The 17872-nt window shown below is 41.0% G+C and carries 15 protein-coding genes and 2 tRNA genes; 12 read left to right on the forward strand and 5 right to left on the reverse strand.

The annotated features are described in order from the left end of the window. Positions 1–196 precede the first annotated feature (196 nt). The 4 genes from ACNORC_RS04710 (at position 197) to ACNORC_RS04725 (ending at position 3285) form a co-directional block, all read left to right on the forward strand. The gene (locus tag ACNORC_RS04710; RefSeq protein WP_418334440.1) at positions 197–631 is read left to right on the forward strand and encodes a hypothetical protein; all 435 of its coding nucleotides are present in this window, start codon (positions 197–199) and stop codon (positions 629–631) included. 33 nt (positions 632–664) lie between these two features. Continuing rightward, positions 665–1450, forward strand: a complete 786-nt coding sequence (locus ACNORC_RS04715) for a nuclear transport factor 2 family protein (protein ID WP_418334441.1) — start codon at positions 665–667, stop codon at positions 1448–1450. A gap of 196 nt (positions 1451–1646) precedes the next feature. Beyond that, entirely contained in the window at positions 1647–1982 is a 336-nt protein-coding gene (locus ACNORC_RS04720) for a hypothetical protein (RefSeq protein ID WP_418334442.1), read from the forward strand. Positions 1983–2220: 238 nt separating this feature from the next. Then, on the forward strand, positions 2221–3285 hold the full coding sequence (locus ACNORC_RS04725; protein ID WP_418334443.1) for a DUF6090 family protein: 1065 nt from the start codon (positions 2221–2223) through the stop codon (positions 3283–3285). Here the strand turns inward: ACNORC_RS04725 and ACNORC_RS04730 are convergent. Further along, entirely contained in the window at positions 3278–5755 is a 2478-nt protein-coding gene (locus tag ACNORC_RS04730) for a right-handed parallel beta-helix repeat-containing protein (RefSeq protein ID WP_418334444.1), read from the reverse strand. The genes ACNORC_RS04725 and ACNORC_RS04730 overlap by 8 nt on opposite strands. 330 nt (positions 5756–6085) lie before the next feature. On the opposite strand from ACNORC_RS04730, the gene mutS reads away from it, so the two are divergent. Next, positions 6086–8671, forward strand: a complete 2586-nt coding sequence (gene mutS / locus ACNORC_RS04735; protein WP_418334636.1) for a DNA mismatch repair protein MutS — start codon at positions 6086–6088, stop codon at positions 8669–8671. 121 nt (positions 8672–8792) lie between these two features. Here mutS and ACNORC_RS04740 read toward each other — a convergent pair whose 3' ends face one another. The 4 genes from ACNORC_RS04740 to ACNORC_RS04755 all read right to left on the reverse strand — a co-directional run bounded on the left by ACNORC_RS04740 (position 8793) and on the right by ACNORC_RS04755 (position 10078). Next, positions 8793–9092 (reverse strand): GIY-YIG nuclease family protein, encoded by a 300-nt coding sequence (locus tag ACNORC_RS04740; protein WP_418334445.1) that lies wholly within the window; start codon positions 9090–9092, stop codon positions 8793–8795. Between the two features lie 57 nt (positions 9093–9149). Next, positions 9150–9235: transfer RNA gene (locus ACNORC_RS04745), tRNA-Leu, on the reverse strand. Between the two features lie 16 nt (positions 9236–9251). Then, positions 9252–9324: transfer RNA gene (locus ACNORC_RS04750), tRNA-Gly, on the reverse strand. Positions 9325–9583: 259 nt separating this feature from the next. Next, entirely contained in the window at positions 9584–10078 is a 495-nt protein-coding gene (locus ACNORC_RS04755; protein ID WP_418334446.1) for a 5' nucleotidase, NT5C type, read from the reverse strand. A gap of 144 nt (positions 10079–10222) precedes the next feature. Between ACNORC_RS04755 and ACNORC_RS04760 the strand changes: the two genes are divergently transcribed. The 7 genes from ACNORC_RS04760 to ACNORC_RS04790 all read left to right on the forward strand — a co-directional run bounded on the left by ACNORC_RS04760 (position 10223) and on the right by ACNORC_RS04790 (position 17867). Continuing rightward, positions 10223–10504 (forward strand): hypothetical protein, encoded by a 282-nt coding sequence (locus ACNORC_RS04760; protein WP_418334447.1) that lies wholly within the window; start codon positions 10223–10225, stop codon positions 10502–10504. Positions 10505–10927: 423 nt separating this feature from the next. Beyond that, entirely contained in the window at positions 10928–11530 is a 603-nt protein-coding gene (locus ACNORC_RS04765; RefSeq protein ID WP_418334448.1) for a hypothetical protein, read from the forward strand. A 548-nt stretch (positions 11531–12078) separates the two neighbouring features. Further along, positions 12079–12507 (forward strand): YkvA family protein, encoded by a 429-nt coding sequence (locus ACNORC_RS04770; protein WP_418334449.1) that lies wholly within the window; start codon positions 12079–12081, stop codon positions 12505–12507. A gap of 36 nt (positions 12508–12543) precedes the next feature. Next, positions 12544–13605 (forward strand): GTPase, encoded by a 1062-nt coding sequence (locus tag ACNORC_RS04775; protein ID WP_418334450.1) that lies wholly within the window; start codon positions 12544–12546, stop codon positions 13603–13605. Positions 13606–13970: 365 nt separating this feature from the next. After that, positions 13971–14960, forward strand: coding sequence for a GTPase (locus ACNORC_RS04780; protein WP_418334451.1), 990 nt, complete (start codon positions 13971–13973; stop codon positions 14958–14960). Between the two features lie 2 nt (positions 14961–14962). Beyond that, a complete protein-coding gene (gene recD, locus ACNORC_RS04785) occupies positions 14963–16807 on the forward strand; it encodes an exodeoxyribonuclease V subunit alpha (protein WP_418334452.1) in 1845 nt (614 codons plus the stop codon). 34 nt (positions 16808–16841) lie between these two features. Further along, the gene (locus ACNORC_RS04790; protein WP_418334453.1) at positions 16842–17867 is read left to right on the forward strand and encodes a PD-(D/E)XK nuclease family protein; all 1026 of its coding nucleotides are present in this window, start codon (positions 16842–16844) and stop codon (positions 17865–17867) included. Positions 17868–17872 lie beyond the last annotated feature (5 nt).

Consider the following 17872-nt stretch of genomic DNA (forward strand, 5'->3'; position numbering starts at 1 on the left):
ATTTGCCACTTCCGAAGAGTCAGATCAGCAGGAATATTTCGTTCAGAGAATTCAGGAAAAAGACCCGGTGCAGCAGCAGTAATAGTACTTATTTATATAAATAATTGATTTTTAGATATTTAATTAATATAAATAATGTAAATTTATTGGACTCCCCACAATTTTACTTCATAACAATCCGAAATTGAATATAGGTATGAAAACAGTACACGCGCTTTTTATTGTAATGGGAGTATTTCTTACCAGCCAGCTTACGGCTCAGGAAAATGAGCCGAAAAAGTATTCCAACCCTGAATGGTACCAGGTAGTCCATGTAGACTACAAGGCCGGCAAGGAAGATGCGGCCAGGAAGATCATCAATGACTACTTTAAAAAAGCATCTGACAAGGCCGGTACTTCAAAACCGGTAATGGAACTGGCCCTTAATACGGGAGATTACGATTATCTCTATATCTGGAAGCTTGAGGAAGGACTGCAATCCCTCGATTGGGAAATAAGTCCCCAGGGGCTAAAATGGCAAAAAGCTTTTGAGGAAATGGTAGGTGGAAAAGATAAGGCCAAGGAATTGGGGGATGAGTATTCCTCATATGTAAGTAAGGTGAAAGTCGAACTGGCCAGAAAGGATAATTAGGTCGGTAATAAAAATAAAATAATTCTAAAAGTGATGAAAAACAAACTAACAAGTCTCAACTGGTTCCTGTGTGTAATGCTACTGCTGGGAACAAATGTATTTGCGCAGGATCCTTCCCGTGAAGATTCTAAACACTATAAAGTGGAAATGGAAAATGATGAGGTGCGGGTACTCCGCATTAAGTACGCTCCCGGAGATACTTCTGTAATGCACGAACACCCCAAAGGGGTAGTGGTCTTTTTGACTGACAGCAAAGTAGGTTTTACCCTTCCCGATAAAAAGGAAATGGCCATGCAGGCAAAGGCAGGAGAGGTGATCTGGACCGACGGCGGAAAACATAAACCCACAAATACCAGCGGGGAATCGCTGGAGGCCATTCAGATAGAATTGAAAGATGGTGGTGACAGGTATACCACCTCCTCTTCCGAGATAAGTCAAACTAAGAAACTTATTGAGCAATACGAGAACCAGGAATGGGATAACTGGAAGAACCATTATGCCGACGGGGCGAAAATATTCCACAATAACTGGGATGAAGCCGCTACTCCAGATCAATTCATTCAGTCGCAAAAAGACCTTTTAAAGCAGGTTTCTGCTTATGAATTTGTAGATGATCCTATTTTCTTTGAACAGGTGGTGGACGATGACGGGAAAAAGTGGGTCTACGTCTGGGGGACCTGGCAGGGTACTTTAAAAGGTAGTGGTGAGCAGTTGCGCATTCCTGTACATCTGGCCCTGGAGTATAAAGACGGTAAGATCATTGAGGAATTCGGTTTTTACGATCTTTCTACTTTTATGGAGAAAACAAAAGGAATGTAACAGGCAAAATAAACTTTAGATCAGCCTTTCGAGTGCTGTGTCCATCCGTTCCGGTTTCGGGGCGGATGGACTTTTTTTAAGGGAGCAGGAGCAGCACGAAATGATTGTGAGTTGCTTAACAAATCCCTTCTTGGGGATTTAAAAAAAATCTTTTAAATTCAAATTTAATTTTTAAAAATCTAATAACTAAGTGTTTATGGAGAAGGAGAGACAATATTGGACAAAGGCAGAACTTGAGATCTATATCCTGCTTCTCTGTGCCAACGCAGATTCAAATATGACACCCGAAGAGCTGGAATTGATAAAGACAAAAACAGACAGGGAGACCTTTGAGAAGGTGTATGGTGAGTTTTCAGGAGATACAGAAGAAGAGAGTCTTGATAAAATTCAGGAAAATCTGGTGATTCACGAATACTCTCACAAAGAACTTGTGGAGCTAAGAAAAGAAATGTTCGAGGTCTTCTTTTCAGATAAGAAATTCAGTGTCATGGAAAAAACGCTTGACAAGATCCTCAACAACATTTTGTATTAAAAAGTTCCCTTTATCGATATCAAAAAAGAGGCTTTTTGAGCCTCTTTTTTGTATACAAGTAACTTGTAATAATTCGAATTACATGGTTAAAAATCAGTTATTTACGCGTTGTTTATTGTATCTTTGAAGTTCCTCCAGATCGAGATATGAGTAGTTCCCCCTGCGCCCAATTTCCCAAAAAGGTGAAATATTGATGTTGTTGTTCCTGCCTGTTCTGTAAAATCCTAAAATTTTTGGTATGCTACGGGTTCTTAGAAATCTGCGTCGAAAAGTCTTTAGAGGAAGCCGATTGACAAGATATTTATTCTATGCAGTGGGGGAGATCGTTTTGGTGGTCATTGGGATACTCATCGCCTTACAGATCAACAACTGGAACCAGCGGCGACAGAAGGATATTTTGTTCAACAACTCGCTGGAGCAGTTGTATAATTCCATCAAATTGGATACCGAATCCCTTGCCTTTGCTATGGAATTCACCAGCGGCCAAATTACCCTCATTGACAGCCTTTTGAAGAACCCGAAAGCTTTTCCTGAGGATATCACTCCCAATATACTGTTCTACCTGGATGAAGAATTCGATATCGAAATCCATAGCCTGGAAACAGCTTCACTTATTACGACACTGGATTACGATCCCGCTGATGAAGGTCAACGAGAAATAGCCAAAGAACTCACTTCTTATTCCAGCTTTCACAGTTCAGGCAGGAATAAGAGCGAACGAAAACTTTCTGCCTTCCTTGAACAGGAAAATGTACCGAACCCCAAACCCTCTTTCGGATTTAGCTCCTTTAATAATTTCAATTACTCCGATTCGAGTTTTTACAGTAAAGCGAATAAGGAGAAAGTGGCCGAGTTGCTTCGAACTGACGAGATGCGCTCAATTCTGCTCACCTTAAGAGCTCAAAAAGAGATCTTTGTAATAGTGGACTATTTTACCTTTTATGAAGATGGTATTTCAATCCTGAACAGGTTAAAGGCTTACAATCCCGACCTCAAACTACTTTATAAAGAAGTGGGCATTTTAGGCACAGCTTTACCCAACGGCTGGGAAAAATCTGTGCCCATGAAACTTATAGATCCCGAAAAAAGCCTGTGGGAACTGGATGTAAGCCTAAAGCAGGGTGAAGTAAAATTTAGAACCCGTGATAGTTGGCGTACCAATTGGGGAGGAAAAACCTTTCCTTCCGGAACTACCATTTACTTTGGAGACAACATTCCTGTAGAGGAAGGCGATTACCGGGTCAGGTTAAACCTGCTGGAAAACACCTACGAGTTCATCAAACGTCAACCCCTCCTTAATTAGAGACAAGGCTGGAATCTCCCGAACTTAATCCCGCGTGTGCTCCAATTTCAGGAAATACATTAGAAGAAAGATCCTTTCCGAAGAAATCCCTGTTGCCGGCATTATTTGTAAAATTGACTCCCGTGTCTATAGCAGGAGAACCAATATTCAGCTTATAGGCAGAGAGATCTGAAAGTTTATTGCCAAATCCAATAGTTCCACCTTCTCCCGGTGCGATAAGAAGTGGATCTCCTTCATAACCCACAGCTTGTGTTTCCCACATTTCATTTCCGGTGGTCCTGAAATCTGCCAGGGAACTGTAAACGGTGCCCTGAAATTTGATCCTGAAGGTTCCGGTAGTGTGGTAAAGGTTTCCGCTGATGTTGGCATCATAACCGGAAGGCACATCGATGAGATCAGCTCCGTTTTCGGCAACCAGAATATTGTTATGGATATTGATGTTATTGGAAATAGGTTTCCAGTTAAGGAGTTTTATGTTCGCCGAAGCTGAATTTCCTGATTTTTCACTGAGGTAAAGTGTATTGCTGTAGATGTCGATATCTGTCATGTCATTGACACCGGTGCCGTTGAACAAATAGACGCTTCCGCCGTTTGTTCCCGCATCGTTCTCACTGATGTTGAATCGAACCACAATGTTATGCATAGGTCGTGCCCCGGAGAATTGACCAATCATAAAGCCGCCTCCATAGTTGTCATGAGAATAATTGTACTGCATCACCCCGTTGGTCACACCGCCGTCAAAATCGAAACCGCCGCCATCTTTCGTGCTGCTTTTCATGTTGTAAACCTCGTTGAACTGGATCGTAACCTGGTCAGAATCCCAGTACCAGATCCCTACCGGACCGCCGCTGGAGTTGGTGTTTCCGCTTCCGGAATCATGCACTGTACTGTGTTCAATAGTTGAATTCTGCACATCTGACAATAAAATTCCATTGCCGGAGTGTGAGCCTTTACTGTAGCCTGGAATGTTGTACACTTCACAGCTGCGAACAGTAAGGTTGGAATGCGCATATCCCACTTTGGAAGAGGAGAATTCTCCGTAAGAAGAGATCCCTACATCCAGTATATCATGTACTTTATTATTTTCAATCAGTACATTACTGTAACCGGAGTTGTGGTTCCAGGATCCAATGACAATCCCAAAATCCCTGAAGCCGTAGACTTCACAATTTTTGATCTCTACCAGGTCAAGTTTGACATCATTTGGCAGGTCGTTATAGAACTGAATACCCGATTTCTGATTTGAATTCATTCCGCTTCCGGCGATAATCAGGTTCTCGATCAAAAATCCGGAAGTATTGTAGGCATCTATGCCAAGTCCGTCTCCTGCCAGGATAGTAGCCTTTCCATTCCCATAGGAGCCAATCCTTACGGGGCTTGCGCTGTTGTTCCCATCTTCTGAGGTCAGTTTCAAGGTGCCCTGAAAACTTTGTCCTCCTTCAAAAAGAATGGCATCTCCCGGATTAATAGCTCTTGTGTTGACCTTATCTATAGTGCGCCACGCGTCTTCAGGAGAAAGACCGGTATTTTGGTCATTTCCGGTAGAACTTACATAATAAGGGTTATTGGGACAGGTAGTGTCGCTGATAAATTCGGCATCGATCACCCCGTTGCTCGGGGAGATAAAGCTGAGTTTTCCGGAGAGGGTAGAACAGGCTTCCCCGTTAGATCCATTTGAATAGCGATGAACTCCGGACCAGGTCACGGGATCGCCGGAAGTGGTTCCGTTCTTCAAGGTGCAAAAGGTGTAATCGCCATTGGTAGTACAGGTCTCTTCCACTACCAGTTCAGCATCGATAAGGGTTCCCAAAAATGCCTGTACGGTCACCATTTTTTCACCGGCATCATCGGTGAGCAGCATGTTGAACACGCGATCTTCATTATTAAGCGGAATTCCCTCATAAGTACCTGTCTGGTCCTGACAGTTGGTGCACTTATAAGTTCCGGTAATAGGAGTGACCGGGGAATCAGCTGTGTGTTCTGCAACCAGTACAGAACCGCTTTGGTCTTTGAATACCACATCTGTTACGACAGGCTTTCCTAAGTCATCAAGAAAAAATTTAAAAGACAGATCCTGAGAATCTATGGTTGCTACCTGGTCTGTACCAGATTTGTTCTGGCTGCGCTTGTTGGAAGAGCGGGCTTCAAAAGTTTCTCCGGTACTCAGGTATAATTTTACTGTAGCGTTTTCATAGGTGGTGATATTTCCTTTAACAACATCGGGGAATACCACGTCCAGGGTTCCGCGGTATTTGGAATCACTGGAAGCAAAAATTCCTTTATATACTACTTCATAGCCATCTGGTACGGGAGTTCCTTTATCTATTTCCACGTTGAGAACTTCAGGTTCTTCTGCGGAACAGGAGGAAAGTAAAAGCACTAAAAAAAGGACAGCAGCGTGAAGTATCCCGGTCGGGACTATTTTATTTTTAAGAAGAGAAAATTTTCGGGGGGTAGTTTGTTGTTTCATCAGCATTCATTTTCATACTTCAAAGAAAGACGTTAATTAGATAAAATGCAAAAAAAATCGATGAAATACACTCATTATGTTTTTGAGGACCAGTTAATTACGTCAGAAAATACTTCTTAAAAATACTGTAATCCCGCGTCCTTTCTGGGCTGCGGAAGGATATCTGATAAATAAAACTTTTTATGATTTTCTTAGCATTTTATTTTGTGAAGAAAAATTGGAAAACAGGGGCCGAGGGAACTCTTCTGAAAAGAATAGATTATTTACTTTAGCAGATAGCAAAAAACGGAAATTGTGTCGGGAAAATCACAGAAGAAGGTCACGCCTTTAATGCAGCAGTACAACAGTATCAAGAAGAAATATCCGGATGCGCTCTTGTTATTTCGGGTGGGCGATTTTTATGAAACTTTTGGAGAAGACGCAGTCAAGGCTGCACGAATTCTCAATATCGTACTCACCAACCGGAATAACGGCAGCGAACGTACCGAGCTGGCCGGTTTCCCTCATCATTCCCTGAACACCTATCTTCCAAAGCTGGTAAAGGCCGGCCAACGGGTAGCTATTTGTGACCAGCTGGAAGATCCAAAAATGACAAAAACGATAGTGAAGCGCGGCGTGACAGAACTCGTCACCCCGGGCGTCTCTATGAATGATGAGGTGCTGCAAAGCACTTCCAATAATTTTCTTTGTGCCGTTCACTTCGGAAAAAAGCTGCTGGGAATATCATTTTTGGATGTTTCTACCGGAGAATTCCTCCTGGCCGAGGGCTCAGCCGAATACATTGACAAACTACTTCAGAATTTTAGTCCGAGTGAGATCCTGGTTCCCAAGAATCGAAAAAAGGATTTTCAGAAGCAGTTTGGAGAAGATCATCACACCTTCTACCTCGAAGATTGGGTGTTCAAGAGCGATTATGCCTTTGAAACCCTCAACTCTCATTTTAAAACCAGCAGCCTGAAGGGATTCGGAGTGCAGCAGCTCGAAGAAGGAGTAGTTGCTGCTGGAGCCGTGCTGTACTATCTCGGCGAGACACAACATCACCGCCTGCAGCACATTACCGGCATCTCACGTATTGCTGAAGAAGAATATGTATGGATGGACCGGTTCACCATCCGTAATCTGGAGCTCTACCATTCTAATGCCCAGAATGCAGTAACCCTGCTCGACATTATAGACAATACAATTTCACCCATGGGCGGGCGTATGCTCAAGCGCTGGCTTGCCCTGCCGCTCAAAAATGCCGAGAAGATCAGGCGCCGCCACCAGATCGTCGAATACTTTATCCAGAATCAAGAGGTCATGCAAAAGATCAGGCATCACATCAAGCAGATCAGTGACCTGGAGCGGCTCATCTCCAAAGTGGCTACCGGAAAGGTGAATCCGCGGGAAGTGATCCAGCTTAAGAATTCCCTAGAGGCCGTGGTGCCGGTGAAATCTTTGGCAGCAAATTCTTCCCATGAAGCTTTACAGGTATTGGGTGAAAATCTGCAGAGCTGTGAGTTGCTTCGCAGCAAGATCAAAGAGACCTTGTTTGAAGATGCGCCTGTCAATATTCAGAAAGGTCATAGTATCGCCGATGGGTTTTCCGAAGAACTGGACGAACTGCGAAAAATAGCCTTTTCGGGTAAAGATTATCTGAACAAGTTGCTGGAACGGGAAGCGGCCGCTACCGGGATCACTTCATTAAAGATCGCCAGTAACAACGTTTTTGGATACTATATTGAGGTAAGGAACGCTCACAAGGAGAAGGTGCCGGAGACATGGGTGAGGAAACAAACCCTGGTCAATGCCGAACGTTATATTACGGAGGAACTAAAGGAATACGAAGCGAAGATCCTGGGAGCCGAAGAGAAGATCCTGCAGCTGGAACAGGAGATCTTTCAAAAGCTGATTATTTGGATCGGCGACTATATTCAGCCGGTGCAGCAGAATGCCCAGCTTATTGGACAGCTGGATTGTCTTTGTTCCTTTGCCCAGCAAGCTATGGCAGAAAATTACTGCAAACCCGAGATCGATGATTCCTTTGAATTAGACATTCGGGATGGACGTCACCCGGTGATCGAAAAACAATTGCCGCTCTCAGAAACCTATGTTACCAACGACGTCTACCTGGATCGGGAGGAACAGCAGGTGATCATGATCACGGGTCCAAACATGAGTGGTAAATCGGCCATTCTGCGACAAACAGCACTCATTGTACTGATGGCTCAAATGGGAAGCTTTGTGCCTGCTTCAAAAGTGCGGATAGGCCTCATTGATAAAATATTCACCCGAGTAGGAGCCAGCGATAATATTTCGATGGGCGAATCTACTTTTATGGTAGAGATGAATGAGACGGCCAATATTCTGAACAACCTTTCAGAAAGAAGCCTGGTGCTGTTGGATGAAATAGGCCGGGGGACGAGTACATACGACGGGATCTCCATCGCCTGGGCCATTACCGAATATTTACACGAACATCCTGCCAGGGCAAAAACCCTTTTTGCGACCCATTATCACGAATTGAATGATATGGCAGAGACCTTTAAAAGGATAAAGAACTACAATGTTTCGGTGAAAGAGCTGAAGGATAATGTTCTGTTCCTTCGGAAGTTGGTGCCGGGTGGGAGTGAGCACAGTTTCGGGATACATGTGGCCCGCATGGCAGGAATGCCACAACAGGTACTTCACAGAGCCAATAAGATCCTGAAAAAGCTGGAAAAATCACATGACATGCAGGAGAACGGAAAGCTGCTCAAAAAGTCGGCAGAGGAAGAAATGCAGCTCAGCTTTTTCAACCTGGATGATCCTATTCTGGAGGAGTTGAAAGAGGAGATCCTTCACACCGATATTGACACGCTTACCCCGGTAGAAGCCCTGATGAAGCTCAATGAAATTAAGCGCATGCTAACAGCAAAAAATAAAGCGAAGGTCTGACAAAAAAGTCAATCTTAACATTTTCCTTTTTCTGGAAATAAACTACAGGAGTAAGAACAAAAAAAACCCTCCAAATCAATAAGATAAAGAGGGTTTCTGTACTCGGAGCGGGTCCCGATAGCTATCGGGATGAATCCGCACCAAATTTTTCCAGCAGCTTCAACCTCATTTCTTCGTATTGCTTGAGGTTGACTAAGTATTTTCTGGATTTCATCTTTTTTATGTGCACTTCCATTTGTCTGGCCTGAGAATAAGAAAGGTTATCAAATAATATGTATTCCTGCCAGTCAGCAGCTTTTTTAGTAAAAGCTAATGTATATTCTCCATTCAGATGCTGTTTCAAACGTTCATCAAAATCGCTGCAACTTCCAATATAATAGGAGTCAATAGATGGAGAATAAATTACATAAACCTGGGCCATACGAAGAGCTAATAAACAAAAAAACCCTCTAAATCAATAAGATAAAGAGGGTTTCTGTACTCGGAGCGGGACTTGAACCCGCACGACCGTTGCTGGTCATTGGATTTTAAGTCCAACGTGTCTACCAATTCCACCATCCGAGCGTGGAAGGTTTAGATGAGCGAAAAACGGGATTCGAACCCGCGACCTCCACCTTGGCAAGGTGGCGCTCTACCAACTGAGCTATTTTCGCGTTTTAAAGAACTTCGCGGTTGTCATATGACTTTAACGCGGATGCAAATTTAAAACAATTCTAATAACGGCAAAGATTTTTCTAAAAAAATAAAAGCGAAAAAGTTGTGCTCAACTCACTCTCCTGAAGGTCAAATTGCTAGTTCTTCTTTTTTAAGTCAACAGCTATTTTTACAAGGTTCAATTCCCAATTATTTCCTCTGAATGTCCTTGTAGTGTCGCCTCGAGCGAAGTCGAGAGGTCCTTGCATGTTTCGGAGATTATATCTTCAATTTCCTCATTAAATATTCATACACCGTTTCCCAGTCCGGAAACTGGCTGGTGCCGAAATGTATATGTTCTCCTTCAAATTCGGCTGCTCCATTTTTAGTGCGGTCGTCCACCAGGAAATCTCCTTTTAAAAGATCCTTTCTGTGGGAGAGGATGAGGCGTTTGCGCCCCATGTTACCGAAGTGGTTTTCGATCCAGATCCGTTTTCCGGTAAAGGACTGCGGCAGACTCCACATAGCAGTGGAGAGAAAGAAGATCTCGTAATGCCGCGACAATTTTTCTACAGCCTCAATGGCCCCTTCTATAGGTGGCAGGTCGTGAAAGATATCGGGATTTGCATAGCAGATCTGATCTATCTTTTCAGAAAGTGCCTCCTGATCCTGATGGCCTTTGAAGTTCTGTAGTTCCGGCTCCAGTTCTCCAATTCTCTTTTCAAAGTCTGCAACCACCCCGTCCATGTCCAGGTAAAGTATTTTTTTATTCATCTGTTTGTGTTTTTATTTATAAAAATAAGCAGGAGACATGACAAAAGATGACGTTTGAAGTTAGAGGTTAGAAATACGAAGGTAGAAGTATGAATTTTCAATTTTCAAAAGATTTTGAATTTGGAATTCTAAATTCAAAATTCTATGGTGACACGAATTGACGTGATCTCGTTTTACTTTCGTAAAACAAAGGAAATTTACATGAGAAAACTGGAGATCACCCTGACCGAAGAACAATACCAACATATCCAGGAAGAGATAAAATATGCAAACCGCACCCATCTCTCAGAAGGGGTCTTTGGCGGATATGAGCTTTGTCTGCAAGTGGGAATACCGGATGTCTATGGGAGTTTCTTGGAAATGAAAATGGCAAATACGGTAAAGTTGGGAGAGGTGGAATGGAGGTTTATGGAAGAACGAAGTTAGAAGGTAGAAGACCAGTTAAGAGTTATGAGTTCAAAGTGATGTTGCTCGTTGCCTGTTGCTGGTGCTGTCGTCCTTTACGTCTCCAGCCGTCAGTTCGAGTGCCCCGATCCCGATAGCTATCGGGATTGGGGTGTATCGAGAACAGTGCGCAACCTGAATTGAATTCTAATTATAATCCTAAACCACGATAGATATCATGTACAGAGAAAAGATAATCCTTGCTTACCTGGCAATGGAAACTTTAGAGCAGGACAGCGAACAAAACTGAATTAAAAAAAAATATCCTGATGTGCCCGTCCATGAAGGAACTGTTCCTTGAGTCCAACGTCATCGCCCACGACAAATTTTGGCCGGTCTTCTACTTAATTTTGAAGAAGCTAAGGTTTCTATTGCAAACGAAGAGTTAAACCAAAATCTATAGCTATGCCAATGCCTTATGATGGATATAACTGGAGACCGAATGACAATTCGGCCACAACCAATCTGCGGTACACTCTGGAAGCAGAGAAGTGGGTGAATGCCGTGTCTTCAGCTCAGCGTCGTGCCCAGCCGAGATCAATTTCGGGAGATCTGGCTTTTATTGGAATGGTCGTGCAGCTTATCCTGTGCGTTGTTCTGCTCATAGTATTGGGGCTACTTCAACTACTAAAGGCGCTTATAAAATTCGTTGAAAGCAGTGTAAACAACAGCAATAAAAAAGCACCTCAGGTCAGGAAGAAGAAGCATGAGAAAACATTTACTGATGAAGAATTTTCCGCAGGAGGAAAAAAACCTGACAAAGTGTGGACTATCAAAGAAGAGAAGCAATATCCACGGGGATGGCAACTGATCTTTTGGACCAGGTGGGGTAGACTCCGTTATTTCTGGCAATTTTTATTCTTGTTGATTACCATTTTTTTAATTGAAATGGTGGTGCTCTTTCTATTGAGTCAATGGATCCCAAACTACGTGACCATCAATAAAGAAGTGATCATCTTTGCGGCCGGGGTAAGCCTGTGGAATGCATTTTTAGGAGTGGATGCTTAAAAAGCATTCCTGGGCGACACCTTATGGCGGCTTACACTCTTAATTTTATCAAATAAAAGGATTTTGCTTTTTCTCAGGAGGAAAGAAGACGGGAGAGGCAGCGGTATTTTTTAATATTAAAATTGGGAGGAATGGGTGCCGGTGGTGATGAAGGTCTGTTAAAATATTAACAGGTTGATTTTCAGTAGGGACAGGCTTGTTAAAATTTAATTTATGCTTCAAAGCCTCTATAATAAACGGTTTGAACAAAGGAGAAAATGAGAAGACCTGCTGATTTCTAAAAAATAAATTATATATTTAACAAGATTTTAAGCCCCTACCTTAGAATTTAACAACCAAATCAATTGTGAGACCTACTTTTTTTTCAGAGTTATCTGAAGGGGCTAAACTTGTGCATCAACAGATCCTCTCGACCACGAGGAAAAATCCCGAGATAAAAACTTTATATAAAGCAGCCAAGTGCTTTTTTAATCTTGGCGGAGCTATTCTATGGCATCAAATGCTGATGCTATGATTCTGTTAATAACACCTAAAATATAAACAACTAAATGTCACAATTTTCAGAAAAGGATGCGGAAAAAGCATTTTCCAAAAGACAACGAAAATTCAAGAAAAAGGATGCAGAAAAAATCTTTGAAAAAGAGGAAAATCTTTTCTCTAAATTCTTGAGCATTTCTAATCTAAAGGAGTATTATCAGGATTTCAAAGATCTTTTTTCACTTTTTAAGGATTTCTATAAAGGAAATTACAATGAAGTTCCCTGGCTCGTGATAGCTTCAATTGGAGGGGCATTACTTTATGTTCTATCACCTATTGATTTAATTCCAGATTTTATTCCTGTTGTAGGTTATTTGGATGATGCAGCTGTATTTGCGGCCTGCCTGAAGTTTGTTCAAGAAGATCTTGAGAAGTATAGAATGTGGAAATTCTCTGCAGACCAAGATAATTCCACAGAAACAGAAATAGTGGAAGTTTAAACATTTTAAAGAAAATACTAATTAATAAATACCATTATGCAAAACGAAGAATTTACGCAGGAAAAATACGAAGAAGCCTTAAAGAAATCCTTTGATGAAAAACAGGAGGAGTTTGATGATCTACGAAGTAAAAAATTAGTCATTAGTCTCATAGGTAGTGTAAATGCAGGGAAATCTCAGACTATTAACGCATTAACTGGCATTAATTACGCCGATGTGAAAGCACGCTCTGGCTGGACAAAGGAGGTAACTTTATATCCTTTAAATGAAAATGTTCTTATAGCGGATACTCCGGGATTGAACGATATAAACGAAAGTGTAAGTCAAAAGGCAACAAATTTTGTTGAAGAAAGTGCAGATATTATTCTCTATTTTTTAAATGCAAATGTTGGTATTACAGCTGCAGATAAAAAAACATATAGAGAGCTTCAGAAATTACAAAAGGAGATAATAGTAATTGCCAATAAAATTGACACTTTAGATGATGAAGAGATCAATGAGGTAAGATCTCAAATATTTGAGGAGCTTGGAGTTAATCCTTTTTGTATATCTGCTAAAAAGAAAATAGGTTTAGAACCATTGCATGAACACATCTTAAGCATCTTGGAAACAAGAGGAAAAGACATACTTTATATAAAAGCATCAAAATTTAAAAATAAGGAAGTACGGAATTGGATAAATGCTGCGTCAGCCACTGCGGTAGGAATAGGGGCCCTGCCTGTACCAGGTTCAGATATCATCCCTTTAACTACCCTTCAGGTGGGCTTGGCAATGAAAATTGCTTTTATTTATGATATTAAGCCAAGTAAGGAAGATGTTATGAAATTGGCTGCATCAACCGTGACAGGGAGCATTGGAAAGCAGATAGCAAAATGGGCAATTACAGGTTTAAAAGCGGCAGGATGGATACCTGGGGCTCAACTTTTAGAAGTAGCTATTTGCGGGATTGCTGGCGCGGTAGCTGGGTCTATGACTTATGGTTTCGGTTGGGCTTGTAACGCTTACTACAGTAGTGGTATGCAAATGGAATTGAATGAAGTGGGAAAACTGTTTAAGGAATATTATGATATGCACAGAAGTAAAAAGAAGGCCGCATAGGATCTTCAATCCAATTCTAAATTCCGTCCATAGAATAACTGTTGATAAGGCAGTTAGGATCCAAATAATGAGATAGGTTAGAAGATCTTTTTCTGACCCTTGCATATTCTTATTATAAATGGATTTGTCCCTATTATCAGAAATAAGGGATGTGGTGTTATTTTAATTTTTTGGGTAAATCAGCAGGAAAAAATTTTCGGCTGATTTCCCTAAAATTTTCTGAGCAAATCAAGGAAAAGGTTGTTTAAGTAGGGAGTTCAAAAAACTGGGGTTAAGATAAGAAACCTAGATAAACGCCTAAATATTAGGTGTCTCAAAAACTTAAATAGAACATTAAAAGTAAATCATCCGAAGAAGAAGTCCTTATGAAGACTAACAACTATATTAGAAAATCTAATTTCTATAAAGTTAATGAGGTAGCAAAATATTTTAAAACCACACAATTTCCGGCAGAGTCAACTGTTGATCTTCTAAAAGTAGGACCTTACAGCCATAGTAAGAATAGAATCTTCAAGTTAGCTATAATTTACAATGAAGCTAAGCTTTGGATTAAGTTATTTCAAGATGGTGTAAAACTGAAAACTAACTATTATGATGAGCCGAATTTTGATTCTGCTCTTTTGTCTTATTTGAAAACACATAACCTGGAAAAGGTAAAGGCTGAACTTTCTCCGGAGCTCAGCGAGCTTCAGGTTATTAAAGATTTTAGAAGTAAGGTGAAATACGTCATAAGCATTGTTCAGAGGTTTTCCAAGCAGGAACCTGCTCTTATACCTGATAACCAGTTTCCGCAGGAAGATTTTAAAGAGTTGAATTATTCCACTGATGAAAAGCAGGAGAAACTCAACGAAATTGGAGATGAAAAATTTGTAGTCAGTCTCTTAGGTAGCGTAAATAGTGGGAAATCGCAGTTATTCAATGCATTAACAGGTACTAATCATGCCCTTGTAAAAGCACGGTCAGGCTCGACAAAGAAGGTTTTTTTATACTCTTTGAATAAAAATATTCTCCTTGCGGATACTCCAGGATTATATGATATTCAAGGAAGGGTTAGTCAAAAGGCGATAAATTTTACAAAAGAAAATGCGCATCTCATTCTCTTCTTTATAAATTCAAATGCCGGGATTACTGCTGCAGATAAAAAAATATATCGTAAGCTTCAAAGACTTGAAAAGGAAACAATAGTCCTTGCAAGTAAGATAGATACTTTAGATGAAGAAGAATTTTTGGAGGTAAGATCTCAAATATATGAAGAGCTTGGAGTTATGCCTTTTTCGGTATCTGTTAAGAAGAAGGTAAATCTAGAGCAGTTGCATGAGTATATTAAAAGGATATCTGAAAGGAAGTTAATGTAAAAATGAGCAAAATGGATGTAATGGATCCCCACCACCACTTCGCCTCCTTCTTTAAAGGACAAAAAAAACTGCAGCCCTTCGCCTACGCCGCATCCAAAAGCCTGGCTGAGGGCAGTATCTGTGTTGATGTAACCAGCAACTCTGAAGATCTGTTTGGAGATTCAGAAAAGGAGTCGGAAGAAGAGTTTTCTGTAGAAGGGCTGAAGGAACTTCATACTTTGGTCGGTAACGAAAACGATGTAAAAAAGCCTTTTGTCCTGCATGGGAATAACTTTTACATCACCCGCTATTTCAATTATGAAACCCAAATCATCCAGGGGATCAAAAGGTTAGTGGGGGAGAGGGAAAAGAAAAGAATTTCTAGGTTTGACTGGTTAAAAACCTCTGCACAATTCCAAAAGTTGGTGGCTGGGCAGGAGGTAAAAAAAGGAGCGGACTGGCAATTGGTGGCGGCTGCCATGGCTTTTGTCAACAACTTTAGCATTATCACCGGCGGACCGGGAACGGGGAAGACTACGACCGTAGCTAAGATCCTTGGCTTATTATATGAAGAGGATCCAGAGCTGGTGGTTAAATTAGCGGCTCCCACCGGAAAGGCTGCGATGAGGATGAAAGAATCTTTGACTGGTAATGACCAAATTTCCTCTGATCTTAAAGGAATAATTGATGAGCTCAAGCCCTTTACAATACATAGACTCCTGGGGCCAAAACGTCAGTCTCCATACTTTAAGAACGATTCAGAAAATCCGGTTGAGGCAGATGTGATCATTGTGGATGAAGCTTCTATGATAGATGTGGCCCTTTTCAGTAAACTTATTTCTGCCATAGGTCCGGAAACCAGGCTTGTCCTTTTGGGAGACCGTAACCAACTTGCTTCTGTGGAGGCAGGAAGTCTGCTGAGTGATCTTTGTGCCACCGTACCAGGAAAGAATCAGTTCAGTAGTGAGATGAGCGCAGACTTACAAAATCTTATCCCTGATTTGAACATAGAGACTGCACGGGAAGATCATTTTCTGCAGGATCATATTACCGAATTAAAATATTCCTGGCGTTTTGAAACAAGGCCGGCTTTTAGGAAGGTCAGCGAGGCAGTGATCAATAATGAGAAAGAAGAGATCAAATCATGGTTCGGGGAGGAGGGGCTGAAAGAAAACATACAGATAGATCCTGAATATGATGAAAAGCTTTTCAATAACTTCATCAGTTCTTATGAGGAGTACATCAAGAAGGAGGAACCTAACCGGAAGAATATTGCTGAAGCGATCAAAAAATTCAACGAGCTTCGAATTCTGGCGGTCCTGAGGAATGGAAAGAATGGGGTCGCCGGACTAAACGCGAGGGTGGAGAAATACCTTACAAAGAAGAAATTAATTGATACCAGTACTGATTTCTATGAGTTCCGTCCGGTAATGGTAACCCGCAATCATCCTGATCTTAATCTCTTCAATGGTGATATAGGGATTGTCCGTGAAGATCCTAATGATGAAAATAAGGTTAAGATCTGGTTTCTTGCTGAAGAACAAAAGGCTGAAAAAACCGAGGAGGAACAAAAGAAGGAGGAACAGGAAGAGAAGAAAAGATTTGTACGGGGATATTCCCCTGCCTTACTTACCGATGTGGAAACAGTCTTCGCGATGACGGTACACAAAAGCCAGGGCTCAGAATTTGAAAAGGTAATGCTGGTAATGCCCAAGGTCACTGAATTGCCTTTACTGACACGGGAATTGCTCTATACCGGAATCACCCGAGCTAAATCGGAACTCTTAATACAGGGAACCGAGGAGGTGCTTTTAACCGCTGCTGAAGCCCAGGTAAAGCGAGCTTCTGGGATAATGAACAGAATTTAATTATGTCTAGTAAGTACAACTATAAAACCGACCAATGAAAAAAACACCCAATATTTTTAACTATGCTACTTCCGAACTTTCACAAGATGCTTTTTTAACCTGGTTAATCCAATGGGCAGATAAGGATTTCCAAGAAGAAGATAGCTCTTTAAATGCATGTGCCATTTCTTTTGTTCAGAAGTTGTTAGGAAAGGATAAAACCTATGCTATTGAAAGCGTAGAAGCAGGGAGACAATGGAACAATATTGACGTCTATGCTATAATAAATAATCAATATTTCCTCGTTATAGAAGACAAAAAAGGAACAAAAGAACATTCTGACCAGCTTAATAAATATTCAGAAAGAGCAAAGAAGCACTACCAAAATTCAGATGTTGAAGTAAAACTTGTTTATTTCAAAATGGAGGAACAGGGAAGATATCACAATGTAAAGGAAGCTGGTTTTTCAATTTTCCATAGGAGAGATATGCTTTCAATTCTTGGTGATTATTTTGACTCCACAGAAGGGTCAGAGCAAAACAACATAGTGGTTGACTTCTATAAAAATCTTGTTATTCTAGATGAGAAAATAAACAGTTACCTAACTAAACCCTTAAACGAGTGGCATTGGTATTCTTGGCAAGGATTCTATTCTGAACTGCAAAAACATATTGGTGGAAACTGGGAATATGTTTCCAATGCATCAGGAGGTTTCTTAGGTTTTTGGTGGCACTGGAATTCTTCATGCTTGGGCGACACGAAATTTGAGTATTATTTGCAATTAGAAGAACAAAAATTTGTTTTTAAGCTCTACGTATACAAAGAAAGCGAACGTCGGGAAGTCCGAGAATTTTACCGCAGGAATTTGTATAAAAAAGCGAGAGAATTAAATATTGACATTTCTCAATTTGGTCGTTTGGGAACATACATGGGCGTGGCTAAACTTAACTCAGAATATCGAATCACAAATAATAAAGGAATTTTAGATTTTCAGGCTACAGTTAAAAACTTGAAAGTAATGATGGAATTGTTAAATGAAACTGAGAAGGAAATTAATGCAATTAGCAAAGTTTATGATTAGTTGTG

Source organism: Salinimicrobium soli (assembly GCF_048323655.1).
GTDB lineage: Bacteria > Bacteroidota > Bacteroidia > Flavobacteriales > Flavobacteriaceae > Salinimicrobium > Salinimicrobium soli.